This is a genomic window from Shimia sp. (assembly GCF_041624275.1).
GTDB lineage: Bacteria > Pseudomonadota > Alphaproteobacteria > Rhodobacterales > Rhodobacteraceae > Shimia.
In genome coordinates this window covers 26,111-39,146 of sequence record NZ_JBFJVE010000001.1, presented here as the reverse complement: position 1 = coordinate 39,146, position 13,036 = coordinate 26,111, and the positions used below count along the sequence as shown (strand labels likewise).

The 13,036-nt window shown below is 63.6% G+C and carries 15 protein-coding genes; 8 read left to right on the top strand and 7 right to left on the bottom strand.

Translation table 11 applies throughout. The annotated features are described in order from the left end of the window. The first annotated feature begins 60 nt into the window (after positions 1-60). The 7 genes from ABZD10_RS00210 (at position 61) to ABZD10_RS00180 (ending at position 6,463) form a co-directional block, all read left to right on the top strand. Complete coding sequence (locus ABZD10_RS00210; protein ID WP_372884079.1) at positions 61-801, top strand: class I SAM-dependent methyltransferase; 741 nt, start codon at positions 61-63, stop codon at positions 799-801. Between the two features lie 329 nt (positions 802-1,130). Further along, on the top strand, positions 1,131-1,691 hold the full coding sequence (locus ABZD10_RS00205) for a F0F1 ATP synthase subunit delta (RefSeq protein WP_372884078.1): 561 nt from the start codon (positions 1,131-1,133) through the stop codon (positions 1,689-1,691). Continuing rightward, positions 1,691-3,229 carry a F0F1 ATP synthase subunit alpha gene (atpA, locus tag ABZD10_RS00200; protein ID WP_372884077.1) on the top strand — a complete coding sequence of 513 codons (1,539 nt, stop codon included), beginning with the start codon at positions 1,691-1,693 and terminating at the stop codon, positions 3,227-3,229. The genes ABZD10_RS00205 and atpA overlap by 1 nt, the downstream gene beginning before the upstream one ends. Before the next feature lie 12 nt (positions 3,230-3,241). Next, on the top strand, positions 3,242-4,117 hold the full coding sequence (locus ABZD10_RS00195; protein ID WP_372884076.1) for a F0F1 ATP synthase subunit gamma: 876 nt from the start codon (positions 3,242-3,244) through the stop codon (positions 4,115-4,117). Positions 4,118-4,132: 15 nt separating this feature from the next. Then, on the top strand, positions 4,133-5,557 hold the full coding sequence (gene atpD, locus ABZD10_RS00190; protein ID WP_372884075.1) for a F0F1 ATP synthase subunit beta: 1,425 nt from the start codon (positions 4,133-4,135) through the stop codon (positions 5,555-5,557). Positions 5,558-5,568: 11 nt separating this feature from the next. Beyond that, complete coding sequence (locus ABZD10_RS00185) at positions 5,569-5,967, top strand: F0F1 ATP synthase subunit epsilon (RefSeq protein WP_372884074.1); 399 nt, start codon at positions 5,569-5,571, stop codon at positions 5,965-5,967. A 145-nt stretch (positions 5,968-6,112) separates the two neighbouring features. Then, complete coding sequence (locus ABZD10_RS00180; protein ID WP_372884073.1) at positions 6,113-6,463, top strand: H-type lectin domain-containing protein; 351 nt, start codon at positions 6,113-6,115, stop codon at positions 6,461-6,463. A 107-nt stretch (positions 6,464-6,570) separates the two neighbouring features. Here ABZD10_RS00180 and ABZD10_RS00175 read toward each other — a convergent pair whose 3' ends face one another. Beyond that, positions 6,571-7,590, bottom strand: a complete 1,020-nt coding sequence (locus tag ABZD10_RS00175) for a ribose-phosphate pyrophosphokinase (protein ID WP_372884072.1) — start codon at positions 7,588-7,590, stop codon at positions 6,571-6,573. Between the two features lie 117 nt (positions 7,591-7,707). Between ABZD10_RS00175 and ABZD10_RS00170 the strand changes: the two genes are divergently transcribed. Then, positions 7,708-8,307 carry a 2-hydroxychromene-2-carboxylate isomerase gene (locus ABZD10_RS00170; RefSeq protein ID WP_372884071.1) on the top strand — a complete coding sequence of 200 codons (600 nt, stop codon included), beginning with the start codon at positions 7,708-7,710 and terminating at the stop codon, positions 8,305-8,307. A 57-nt stretch (positions 8,308-8,364) separates the two neighbouring features. Here ABZD10_RS00170 and ABZD10_RS00165 read toward each other — a convergent pair whose 3' ends face one another. Genes ABZD10_RS00165 through ABZD10_RS00140 form a run of 6 tightly spaced genes read right to left on the bottom strand, consistent with a single transcriptional unit; the run spans position 8,365 to position 12,994 of the window. Beyond that, entirely contained in the window at positions 8,365-9,210 is an 846-nt protein-coding gene (locus tag ABZD10_RS00165) for a class III extradiol dioxygenase family protein (protein ID WP_372884070.1), read from the bottom strand. Between the two features lie 12 nt (positions 9,211-9,222). After that, entirely contained in the window at positions 9,223-9,582 is a 360-nt protein-coding gene (locus ABZD10_RS00160) for a protocatechuate 4,5-dioxygenase subunit alpha (RefSeq protein WP_372884069.1), read from the bottom strand. 56 nt (positions 9,583-9,638) lie between these two features. Then, the gene (locus ABZD10_RS00155; protein ID WP_372884068.1) at positions 9,639-10,526 is read right to left on the bottom strand and encodes an amidohydrolase family protein; all 888 of its coding nucleotides are present in this window, start codon (positions 10,524-10,526) and stop codon (positions 9,639-9,641) included. Next, positions 10,523-11,578, bottom strand: a complete 1,056-nt coding sequence (locus tag ABZD10_RS00150; protein WP_372884067.1) for a 4-oxalomesaconate tautomerase — start codon at positions 11,576-11,578, stop codon at positions 10,523-10,525. The genes ABZD10_RS00155 and ABZD10_RS00150 overlap by 4 nt, the downstream gene beginning before the upstream one ends. Further along, positions 11,571-12,263 (bottom strand): 4-carboxy-4-hydroxy-2-oxoadipate aldolase/oxaloacetate decarboxylase, encoded by a 693-nt coding sequence (locus ABZD10_RS00145; protein ID WP_372884066.1) that lies wholly within the window; start codon positions 12,261-12,263, stop codon positions 11,571-11,573. Before ABZD10_RS00145 ends, ABZD10_RS00150 begins: the two co-directional genes overlap by 8 nt. After that, entirely contained in the window at positions 12,260-12,994 is a 735-nt protein-coding gene (locus tag ABZD10_RS00140; RefSeq protein WP_372884065.1) for a PIG-L deacetylase family protein, read from the bottom strand. Before ABZD10_RS00140 ends, ABZD10_RS00145 begins: the two co-directional genes overlap by 4 nt. Positions 12,995-13,036 lie beyond the last annotated feature (42 nt).

Below are 13,036 nucleotides of genomic sequence, written 5' to 3'. Positions count from 1 at the left end.
CACCCCGAACAGGGGGCGTCGCGAAACGCCTCAGCTTTGCCGATTGATTGGGCGGTTGCAATGTATCTCGACGTTCAGGATCTCCGAAACTTCTACTATCGCAGCGCCCTGGGCCGTGCCGCCCAGAAGGCGGTGCGCGACGAGACGCTGGATCTGTGGCCCGAGGCCAAGGGGCAGTCGGTGGTGGGCTACGGGTTCGCGGTGCCGCTCTTGCGCCCCTATCTGGCCGAGGCGCGCCGGGTGATCGGCCTGATGCCGGCGCCGCAGGGGGTGATGCCCTGGCCGGCGGGCATGGCCAATGTCGCGGCCCTCTGTGAAGAGACCCTGTGGCCGATCGAGACCGGGCGCGTCGACCGGCTGGTGATGATGCACGGGCTCGAGAACTGCGACCGGCCGGGTGATCTGCTGACCGAGGCCAACCGGGTGCTGGGGCCGGGCGGGCGGGCGCTGTTCATCGTGCCGCACCGCGCCGGCCTGTGGTCGCGCAGCGACAAGACCCCCTTTGGTTTCGGCCGCCCCTATTCGACCTCGCAGCTCGAGGCGCAGCTGCGCCAGCACGGTTTCATGCCCGAGCGCCACCGCACGACCCTGTTCCAGCCGCCGTCGCATCGCCGCTTCTGGCGCCGCACCGGGCCGCTCTGGGAAAGCGTCGGCAAGACCGTGTCGCCGGTGATGGCCGGCGGCGTGCTCATGGTCGAGGCCAGCAAGAGGGTGCATGCCCCCTCGGGGCCGGGTCTGCGCGAGGCGGTGAGGAAACCGCTTGGCGTGCTGGCGCCCAAACCGGGGACGGCGCCGGTCTAGCGGCGCTCTGGCCGGAGGGGGGGGGCAGGGGGGCGTCCGAACGCGCCGCATTTTGCCCGCCGCGCGCCCCGGGAATCGCGAAAAACCGCCTTTTCGGAAGGTAAAATTTGACGCCCCGTCACAGGCAAAGGGTCGCACCTGTGGCAAAGCCATATAAACAAGGGCTTTGCGGGTCTGGCGGAATATTCCAAACCATGTTGCTAGGTGGCGAAGGCTCTGCTACACCCGCGACGGATTTTACTGCCCCGACTTGCCGGGGCGATGAAACGTCCCCGAGAATTGCATACAAAAGTATGCCGATTCTGGGGCCAAAACGCGGAAGGGTGGACGTGTCCGAACCAGCTTCGATCTCCTCCGGCATCGCGGAACGCTATGCCAAAGCGATCTTCGAGATCGCCAAAGAGACCAAGTCGCTTGCCGAACTGGAAAGCGGTCTTGATGACCTGAGTTCCGTCTTGGCCGAAAGCGCAGATGTGCGCGACCTGATCAATTCGCCGGTGTACACCCGCGAAGTTCAGGGCAAGGCCATTGCGGGAATTGCCGACAAAATGGGTCTTCAGCCGATGCTGAAGAACGCGCTGAGCCTGATGGCCGAAAAGCGCCGCCTGTTTGTGATGCCGCAGCTCGTCGAACAGCTGCGCGCAATGATCGCCGAAGAGAAGGGTGAAGTGACCGCAGACGTGGTCTCGGCCAAGGCCCTGACCAAGACTCAGAGCGAGAAACTTGCCAAGACTCTTGCTGCCCGCGTGGGCAAAGATGTCAAAATCAATGCGACCGTTGATGAAGCCCTCATCGGCGGTCTTGTCGTTAAGGTGGGCTCGAAGATGATCGATACCTCGATCGCTTCCAAGCTCTCTTCCCTCCAGAATGCAATGAAAGAGGTCGGATAATGGGTATCCAAGCAGCCGAAATCTCTGCGATCCTTAAGGACCAGATCAAGAACTTTGGCCAAGAAGCCGAAGTGGCCGAAGTCGGCCGTGTGCTTTCCGTCGGTGACGGTATCGCGCGCGTCTACGGCCTGGACAATGTTCAAGCCGGTGAGATGGTGGAATTCCCCGGTGGCATCATGGGCATGGCCCTCAACCTTGAAAGCGACAACGTCGGTGTCGTGATCTTCGGTTCGGACCGTGACATTAAAGAAGGTGACACCGTCAAGCGCACCAACTCGATCGTGGACGTTCCCGCCGGCCCCGAGCTGCTGGGTCGCGTCGTCGACGGTCTGGGTAACCCGCTGGACGGCAAGGGCCCGATCAATGCCGCGCAGCGCAACGTCGCAGACGTCAAGGCGCCGGGCATCATCCCGCGTAAATCGGTGCACGAGCCGATGGCAACCGGCCTCAAGTCGGTCGACGCGATGATCCCGATCGGCCGTGGCCAGCGCGAGCTGATCATCGGCGACCGCCAGACCGGCAAGACCGCGATCGCCCTGGACACCATCCTGAACCAGAAATCCTACAACGACGCCGCCGGCGACGACGACAGCAAGAAACTGTACTGCGTCTACGTGGCCGTCGGACAGAAGCGTTCGACCGTTGCCCAGCTGGTGAAGAAACTGGAAGAAACCGGCGCCATCGATTACTCGATCGTCGTGGCCGCCACCGCGTCGGACCCCGCGCCGATGCAGTTCCTGGCACCCTATGCCGCGACCGCGATGGCCGAATACTTCCGTGACAACGGCAAGCACGCGCTGATCATCTATGATGACCTCTCGAAACAGGCCGTGGCCTATCGCCAGATGTCGCTGCTGCTGCGTCGTCCGCCGGGACGTGAAGCCTATCCGGGTGACGTTTTCTACCTCCACTCGCGCCTGCTGGAACGTTCGGCCAAGCTGAACGAAGACAACGGCGCCGGTTCGCTGACCGCACTGCCGGTGATCGAAACCCAGGGTGGTGACGTTTCGGCCTTTATTCCGACCAACGTGATCTCGATCACCGATGGCCAGATCTTCCTCGAGACCGAGCTGTTCTACCAGGGTATCCGCCCGGCCGTGAACACCGGTCTGTCGGTGTCGCGCGTGGGCTCGTCGGCCCAGACCAACGCCATGAAGTCGGTCGCCGGCCCGGTGAAACTGTCGCTCGCCCAGTACCGCGAGATGGCGGCTTTCGCCCAGTTCGGTTCCGACCTCGACGCCGCCACCCAGCAGCTGCTGAACCGTGGTGCACGCCTGACCGAGCTGATGAAACAGCCGCAGTATTCGCCGCTGACCAACGCCGAGATCGTCTGCATGATCTACGCCGGTGTGAACGGCTATCTCGACAAGCTGGCGGTTCGCGAAGTCGGACGTTTCGAGCAGGGTCTTCTCGACCACCTGCGCGGCAAGCACGCTGACCTGCTTCAGTACATCACCGACGAAGATCCCAAGATCAAAGGTGAAGCCGAAGACAAGATCAAAGCCGCGCTGGACGAATACGCAGCTGACTTCGCGTAAGGGGTTCGGACAATGCCCAGTCTGAAGGACCTAAAAACTCGGATCGAGAGTGTGAAGAACACTCGCAAGATCACCAAGGCCATGCAGATGGTTGCCGCGGCGAAACTTCGCCGCGCGCAGGACGCTGCCGAGGCATCGCGCCCCTACACGGAACGGTTCAACGCCGTTCTGGGTGGGCTGGCGGCCTCGGTCGGTGGTTCCGACTCTGCACCCAAGCTGCTTTCGGGCACCGGAAGCGATCAGGTCCACCTGTTGGTGGTCCTGACCGCAGAGCGGGGTCTGTGCGGCGGCTTCAACAGCTCGATCGTGAAACTCGCTCGTGCCAAGGCTCAGGAGCTGACCGCCGCAGGCAAGACCGTCAAGATCCTGACCGTCGGCAAGAAAGGCCGCGAGCAGCTGAAGCGTGACTTCCAGGACAAGATCGTCGCTCATGTCGATCTGTCCGAGGTCAAGAAGATCGGCTACGACAACGCTCAGGACATCGCGCGCGACCTGCTGTCGCGTTTCGATGCCGGCGAGTTCGACGTCGCGACGATCTTCTTCAACCGCTTCCAGTCGGTCATCAGCCAGATCCCGACCGCACAGCAGATCATCCCGGCCGCGTTTGACGAGGTCGAAGGTGACGGCGCAAGCATGCTCTACGACTACGAGCCCAGCGAAGAGGCGATCCTTGCCGACCTGCTGCCGCGCGGAGTTGCGACGCAGATCTTCGCCGCACTGCTGGAAAACGGTGCCTCGGAGCAGGGCGCGCGGATGTCCGCAATGGACAACGCGACCCGCAACGCAGGCGACATGATCGACAAACTGACGATCCAGTACAACCGCTCGCGTCAGGCTGTGATCACCAACGAGCTTATTGAAATCATCTCGGGCGCTGAAGCGCTCTAAGACCGGAGACGAAACATGGCAAATGCAAAAGGCAAGGTGACCCAGATCATCGGCGCCGTCGTCGACGTGCAATTCGAAGATTCCCTGCCGGAAATCCTCAACGCACTGAACACCGACAACAATGGTAAGAAACTGGTGCTGGAAGTGGCTCAGCACCTTGGCGAAAACACCGTCCGCACCATCGCGATGGACGCGACCGAAGGTCTCGTTCGCGGCGCGAAAGTGATCGACACCGGCGAACCGATCTCGGTTCCGGTCGGCAACGCCACCCTCGGCCGCATCCTCAACGTCGTCGGCGAGCCGGTCGACGAACAGGGTCCGGTGAATGCCACCGAAACCCGCGCCATCCACCAGCCGGCACCGGAATTCGACGAACAGTCGACCGAGTCGGAAATCCTGGTGACCGGCATCAAGGTGATCGACCTGCTGGCCCCCTACGCCAAAGGCGGCAAGATCGGCCTGTTCGGCGGCGCCGGCGTGGGCAAGACCGTTCTCATCATGGAACTGATCAACAACATCGCCAAAGTGCACTCGGGTTTCTCGGTGTTCGCAGGTGTTGGTGAACGGACCCGTGAAGGCAACGACCTCTACCACGAGATGATCGAATCCAACGTGATCAAGCCGGACAACCTCGAGGAATCGCAGGTGGCCCTGGTTTACGGTCAGATGAACGAACCTCCGGGAGCCCGTGCCCGTGTTGCCCTGACCGGTCTGACCCTGGCCGAGCAGTTCCGCGACCAGTCCGGTACCGACGTTCTGTTCTTCGTCGACAACATCTTCCGCTTCACCCAGGCGGGTTCCGAGGTGTCGGCGCTTCTGGGCCGTATTCCTTCGGCCGTGGGCTACCAGCCGACCCTGGCCACCGACATGGGCGCCATGCAGGAACGCATCACCTCGACCAAGCAGGGTTCGATCACCTCGATCCAGGCCGTCTACGTTCCCGCCGACGACCTTACCGACCCGGCACCGGCAACCACCTTTGCCCACCTCGACGCAACCACCGTTCTGTCGCGTGCGATCTCGGAACTGGGCATCTACCCGGCCGTTGACCCGCTCGACTCGACCTCGCGTCTGATGGACCCCTCGGTCGTGGGCGAAGAGCACTACAAAGTGGCCTTCGAAGTCCAGGGTATCCTCCAGCGCTACAAGTCGCTGCAGGACATCATCGCCATCCTCGGCATGGACGAACTGTCGGAAGAAGACAAGCTGACCGTGGCCCGTGCCCGGAAGATCCAGCGCTTCCTCTCGCAGCCCTTCGACGTCGCGAAAGTGTTCACCGGTTCGGACGGTGTCCAGGTTCCGCTGGAAGACACGATCTCGTCGTTCAAGGCCGTTGTTGCCGGCGAATACGACCACCTTCCCGAGGGCGCCTTCTACATGGTTGGCGGCATCGATGAAGTGATCGCAAAAGCCGAGAAAATGGCTGCTGAAGCGGCCTAAGGAGGCCCCTGATGGCAAACACGATGCAATTTGACCTTGTCAGCCCTGAGCGGAGCCTTGCTTCGCTTCAGGCGACGGCAGTCCAGATCCCGGGCGCCGATGGCGACATGACCGCAATGCCGGATCATGCTCCGACCATCACCACGCTGCGCCCCGGCGTTCTGACCGTGGACGGACCCGATGGCGCATCGCAATACGCGGTGACCGGCGGGTTTGCCGAGATCACCGGTGAAGGCACCTCGGTTCTGGCCGAGAAGGCCATGCCGGTGGCGGAAGTGACCGCCGCCGACATGGACGCGCTGATCGCCCAGGCCTCGGAAGCCGCGGCCAATGCGACGCCCGAGTCCAAGGACGCTGCCAACAAGACCCTGGCCGATCTCGAGGCGCTGCGCGCTGCGCTGAACCTCTGAGCCCGCTCAGATCGATACAGAAAAGGCCCCGCGTTTCGCGGGGCCTTTTTCGTTGCCGAAGGGCCGCGCCAGGGGCATTTCGGAAATTGCGTTTGCATTGCGCGGCCGGTTTCCGGTACTCGGGTAGCCAAAACTGGAAAGCGGCATGAAACGACTGAGAAATCATCTGATCGGCGTCGACCAGGGCGACGTGTCCCTGTTCGCGGATTTCGAGGACGGCGGCGAGATGTGGACCGGCACCGGCCCGCGTGAACGCCGCAAGAAAGTAACCTTTTCCGAGGCCTACCGCGCCGCGCCTGCGGTGCATGTCTCGGTGGCGCTTTCCGACATGGACAGCGGTCCGCACCAGCGCGCCGAAGCGAAGGCGGAAAACATCGGCCACGACGGGTTCGAGCTGGTGTTCAGGACCTGGGGCGACAGCCGCGTCGCCCGCATCCGCCTGTCTTGGCTGGCGGTCGGCGAACTGCCCTATGCGGACGACTGGCAGGTCGACTGACCCCGGCATGCCCCCTCGGGATCTCGGGATACGGGGGGCGGCGTCATGAGAAAGGGCGCCTCTGGGGCGCCCTCTGATCCGTTCCGTGCTGTTGCGCCTTTGGAGGCTCAGACGTTGAACAGCCCCTCGTAGGCCGGCTCCAACGTCGCGGTGTCGAACAGCGACGAGACCGAGGTGCCGTTCCAGATATTCAGGATCGCCTGGGCAAACATCGGCGCGGTCGGCACGATGCGGATATTGGGCGTATCCAGCACCGGCTGGGTGGGCTCGATACTGTCGGTGATCACCAGCGACTTCATCACCGATTTCGAGATCCGCTCGACCGCCGGGCCCGACAGGACGCCGTGGGTGATATAGGAATGCACCTCGGTGGCGCCGTGCTCCATCAGCACCTCGGCGGCCTTGCAGAGCGTGCCGGCGGTGTCGCAGATGTCGTCGACGATGATGCATTTCTTGCCGCTGACATCGCCGATCACGGTCATCTCGGCCACTTCACCGGGCTTCTCGCGGCGCTTGTCGACGATCGACAGCGGGGCGTTGATGCGCTTGGCCAGCTCGCGCGCACGGGCGACGCCGCCGACGTCGGGCGACACCACCATGACGTCCTTGAGCTCATCGCCCTTGAACTGGTTCAGGATATCGAGGGCAAAGATCGGCGAGGCATAGAGGTTGTCGACCGGAATGTCGAAGAAGCCTTGGATCTGCGCGGCGTGAAGATCCATGGTCAGGATCCGCTCGACCCCGGCCTCGACCAGCATGTTGGCCACCAGCTTGGCGGTGATCGGGGTGCGCGCCTTGGTGCGGCGGTCCTGGCGGGCATAGCCGAAATAGGGGATGATCGCGGTGATCCGGGCGGCCGACGAGCGGCGCAGCGCATCGGCCATGATCAGCAGCTCCATCAGGTTGTCATTGGCCGGGTTCGAGGTCGGCTGGATGATGAACATGTCCTCGCCGCGCACGTTCTCATAGACCTCGACGAAGATTTCCTGGTCGTTGAAACGCTCGACCCGGGCTTCGACCAGCCCGAGGGTCTTGCCGCGATGCATCGACATGCGGCGTGCGATGGCCTTGGCCAGCGGAATATTCGAGGTGCCTGTGATCAGTTTGGGTTCAAGGATGGTTGGCATGTGAGTGGTCCCCAGGGTGCTGTCGGCAAGCGGCAGATGACAGATTCGTGACGTTACACACCGCTTAACATGGCCCTACCCTCGGGCAAAGTGATGCCGGGGCGCGGAGGAACCAAAATGGCGCATATTGACTACTATTTTTCGACCATTTCACCATTTGCCTATCTTGCCGGGACCCGTCTGGAAGAGATCGCCAAGGCGCATGGTGCGACGATCACCTACAAGCCGCTGGACGTGGTGGCGCTGTTTGCGCGCACCGGCGGCACGGCGCCCAAGGATCGCCACCCGTCGCGCCAGCAGTACCGGGCCATGGACCTGCCGCGTCAGGCGCGCCGGCTGGGCATGGCGTTCAACCTGCAACCGGCCCACTGGCCGACCAACCAGGCGCCCTCGGCCTATGCGATCATCGCCGCGCAGAACGCCGGTGGCGGCGATCTGGGAGGGCTCGTTCACGGGCTGCTGCGGGCCTGTTTCGTCGAACAGAAAGACATCGCCGAGGATGCGGTGATCCGCGTCTGCCTTAGCGCGGCGGGGTTCGATCCGTCTCTGGCCGACAGCGGCCTGCTGGCCGGTGCCGAGACCTATGCCGCCAACCTCGAACAGGCGGTGGCCGCCGGCGCCTTCGGCTCGCCCTTCTACATCACCGATGACGATCAGAGGTTCTGGGGCCAGGACCGGCTTGCCGATCTCGATCTGGTGCTGGCGGGCCAGCTCTGAACACGGGCCGGACACCCCAGTCGCCGGGGCCCTGAAAGCGGGCCCCGGTGCAGTCGATCAGGCGCATTCCAGCAGCAGCGTGCCGGCGCCGGTATTCGAGATCGGAATGTGGTAGTTCCGGGTGATCTCGGTGATGTTGTCGCCAAGCGCGCCACGCATCATCATCCACATCAGGAATTCGGTGCCCTGGGCGCCGGCCTTCTCGACCAATTCCATGCGGGTGATATTGGTCAGCTCTTCCGGGTTGTGGACGATGTTGTTCAGGCAGTATTCGTCGAATTCGCGGTTGATGAAGCCGGCGCGCTCGCCGTCGAGCTGATGCGACAGCCCGCCGGTGCCCAGCACCACCACCTTGAGATCCTCGGGAAAGCTTTCGATCCCGCGTCGCAGCGCCTTGCCGAAATCCAGCGCCCGCTTCAGGGTCGGAATCGGGTGCTGCACCGTGTTGGCCGAAATCGGGATCGCACGGGGCATGTCCGGATTGTGCGGGGCGCCGGGCCAGAACAGCTGCATCGGCACCACGAAACCGTGATCGACCGGCAGCTCCTGGCAGGAGGTGATGTCGAATTCGTCGGCGACCATGCTTTCGATGATGTGCCAGCTCATCTCGGGATGGCCCGGGAACGGGTCCAGCTCGGGCAGGCCCCAGCCTTCGTCCTCGTTCTTGTATTCATGTGCCGCGCCGATGGCAAAGGTCGGCATCTGGTCGAGAAAGAACCCCAGCCCGTGGTCGTTGTAGATGTTGATGACCACGTCGGGTTTCTTCTCCTTGATCCATTGATGGACCTTCGGATAGCCGTCGAAGAACGGTTTCCAATAGGGATCGTCATAAAGCTCCTGCTGGATGGCGTTGCCGACAGCGGGGATGTGCGAGGTGGTGATGCCTCCGAGAATCTTGGCCATTATCCGGTCTCCTTACGCCTGGCTCAGCAGGTATTTCTTGAACTCTTCGGTGCTGCGGCCGGTTTGCAGGCCGCCCACGTCCTGGACCGACAGCTTGAAGATGCCGGCGAGTTTGGCGAGGTAGTAGATGTTGCCGCCCTCCTCGATCATGGCGAGGATATTGGTCGAGCGGATGGCCTCTTTCTGGGCCTCGGTCAGCCCGTATTCGGCCATATAGGCCTCGGGGTCTTCCCTGAAGGCTTCGCGGTTGGCCGCCTTGTTGAAAGAATAGCACATCTTGTTCAGCTGATAGCCTTTCATGGCCATCTTGCCGTCGAAGATCGTCGTGCCGGGAATGTCGATATGATAGTCGTGGCCCGCGTGATCGTGCATCGGGTCTCCTCCTGTTTCAGCCGCGCTTTCCGGTCCTCACCGGGGGGGCGCGGCGCTCACGCCCAGTAAAGGCGCATCGGGTTGTCGACCAGGAGCTTGCGTTGATGCTCCGGGTTGGGTGCGATTTTGGGGATGAAATCGACCAGTGCCCCGTCGTCGGGCATGTGGGATTTCATGTTTGGGTGCGGCCAGTCGGTGCCCCACAGAACGCGGTCCGGGAAACGGGACACGATCTCGGCGCAATAGGGGATCACATCCGCATAGGGCGGGCCCTCGACGCTCAGCCGCTCGGGGCAGGTGACCTTGGACCAGATGCTGTCGTTCTCTTCCATCAGGCGCAGGAAGCGCTGGAAATCGGGGTGATCGACGCCCTTGGTGACATCCGGGCGCCCCATGTGGTCGACGACGATCGTGGTCGGGAGTTGCCTGAGGAAAGGTTCCAGCTCTTCCAGGTCGGCGGCCTCGAAATAGACCACGATGTGCCAGCCCAGGGGTTTGATCTTGTCGGCGATATCGAGAAACACCTGTTTCGGGGTCGCGTCGACCAGCCGCTTGACGAAATTGAACCGAACGCCGCGCACGCCGGCTGCGTGCATTTCGTGCAGGTCATCCTCGGTTATCTCGGCGCCGACCGAGGCGATTCCCCGGGCGCGCTCGCCGGCCGCGCGGCAGGCGTCGATCATGGCCCGGTTGTCCTTGCCGTGGCAGGTTGCCTGCACGATCACGTTGCGGGCAAACCCGAGATGGTCGCGCAGGGCGAAAAGCTGATCCTTGCCGGCATTGCACGGCGTGTATTTCCGTTCCGGGGCAAAGGGAAACTCGGGCGCCGGCCCGAAGACGTGGCAATGCGCGTCCACCGCCCCCTCGGGCAGTTTGAAATCGGGGGTCTTGGGGTCGGGGTCGAAGACCAGCCAGCCCGCGTCCATTTTCTGTTCTTCACTCATGCGAAGACCTTTCCATCCATCAGTTTGCGCGCCGTGCGCAGGATCGCCGCCGAGGCGACCGCGCCGGCCGCGTCGAGACGGGCAATCACCGTCATTTCGCCGCTGGGGTGCTCGACCGCCAGCCGCCGCTCGTCGCCGGTGCCGGTCTCGGCCAGGGCTGCGGCGGGGCTGCCCTCGAGCAGGCAGGCGGTGGCGACGCTGACCGCCCCCAGCACGCCGATCGTCTTGTGGCAGCGGTGCGGAATGAAGGTGCGCGTCGCAATGGCGCCGCCGTTCTGCGCCGGGCTGACCATGGTCATCTTGGGCACCGATTTGTCGCCGACGTCGCCAAGGTTCATCAGCGGGCCGCATTGCAGGCGGATCGACTCGAGCCGGGCGCGCAGTGCCGCGTTCGCCTCGAGGTCCTCGGGGCTTTCGGTGCCGGAAATGCCCATGTCGGCGGCGCGCATCACGACGCAGGGCATGCCGTTGTCGATCATGGTCAGCGCGACACCGTCGATGACATCGACGGCGTTGCCGGTCGGCAGCAGCGCGCCGCAACTCGACCCGGCGGTGTCCTTGAACTCGATCGGCACCGGCGCCGCGCTGCCCGGCACCCCGTCGATCCGCGCCTGTCCCGCATAGCTGACCCGGCCGCCCGGTGTCGCCACCCGGGCGGTGGCGATCTGGCCGGTGTTCTCCATGTAGATGGTGACCGGGGTTTCGCCGTCCTGCGCCGCCACCAGCCCCCTCTCGAGGGCGAAGGGCGCCACCCCGGCAAGGATGTTGCCGCAGTTCTGGGCGTCGGTGACAATGGCGCGGTCGACGAAGACCTGCAGGAACAGATAGTCGATATCGACGCCGGGGCGGTCGGATTTCGAGACCACGGCGACCTTCGAGGTCAGCGGGTCGGCGCCGCCCATGCCGTCGATCTGGCGCGGGTCGGGCGACCCCATGATGGCCAGCAGCGTGGCGTCGCGCCGCGACAGATCGCGGGGCAGGTCGTCGCGCAGGAAATACCCGCCCTTCGACGTGCCGCCACGCATCCACATGCAGCGCAGGCCCTCAGACATATTTCAACCCCTTTTCCGCCAGGCGTGCGCGCATTCCGTAGATGTCGAGCCCCAGTTCGCCGGCCTCGAAACGGGCCCGTTTCTGCGCCTCGTTGGCCTCGCGCGCGCGGGCCTTCTCGAGCACCGATGCGGCCTCGTCTCGGCGCACGACGCAGACGCCGTCATCATCGGCCACGATCACGTCGCCGGGGTGGATCAGCGCATCGGCGCAGACCACCGGCACATTGACCGAGCCCAGGGTTTCCTTGACCGTGCCCTGGGCGAAAACCGCCTTCGACCAGACCGGAAAGCCCATTTCCGTCAGGTCGCGTATGTCGCGGACCCCGGCGTCGATCACCAGCCCGCGACAGCCGCGCACGCTGGCCGAGGTGGCCAGCAGATCGCCGAAATAGCCGGCATCCGAAGGCGAGGTCGGCGCCAGCACCAGAACATCGCCCGCCTGCAGCTGTTCGATCGCGACATGGATCATCCAGTTGTCGCAGGGCGGCGCCGAGATCGTCACCGCCGAGGCGGCGATCCGCGCACCGGGATAGATCGGCCGCATGTAGCCCGCCAAGAGCCCCTTGCGCCCCTGCGCCTCGTGGACCGTGGCCACGCCGCATTCGGCCAGCCCGTCGATCACCGCCGGGTCGGCGCGTTCGATATTCTGGACGACGACGCCCTGTGTGCCCAGCGGATAGCTCATGACAGCTCATCCACGCAGATCGGGAACACGGTCTCGAAGCCCTCGGCGTATTTGCAATCGCGACCACCGGCCATGCCGCCCGAGTTGCGCTTGAAATGATTGGCGCGCTGCTGGGCGACGCGGGTGTAGAAATCCCAGAGGTGGATCTGCCCGTTCATGCACTCCATCGCCGCGCGCTTCTTCTCCCAGACCGGGGTGATGTCGAGAAACACGTCGGGCTTCCAGCCCATCTGTTCGGTCTGATGCGGCTCGAACAGATAAAGCTGCGGCGCGCCCAGCACCTTCTCGCCCGGATTGTGGCCCCAGGCCTGGGCGATCATGCGGCAGGTCAGGGCGAAGTCGGTGGTCTTCATGTGGTCGGTGTTGTAGGGGTCCCACCTTGAGTGCGAGAACATGAATTTCGGCTGCACCTCGCGGATGATGTCGACCACCTTGTCCTCTGCCTCTTCGGTGAAGCGCAGCGGGTAGTCGCCCATGTCGAGGAAACGGATGTCGCTGACGCCAAGCGCACGGGCCGAAGCCTCGGCCTCGCTCTGGCGGATCGCCTTGACCTCGTCGAGCGTCTTGCCCTCTTTCCACAGCCGCGCGCTCTCGCCGCGTTCGCCGAAGGACAGGCAGGCCACGGTCACGTCGTAGCCCAGTTCTTGATGCAGGGCGATTGCCCCCCCACAGCGCCAAACGAAATCTGCCGCATGGGCAGAAATCACCAGCGCGGTTTTCTTGTCAGCCATTGTTGCGCCTCTCAAATGGTCGGAATTCTATCAAAAGGTAAT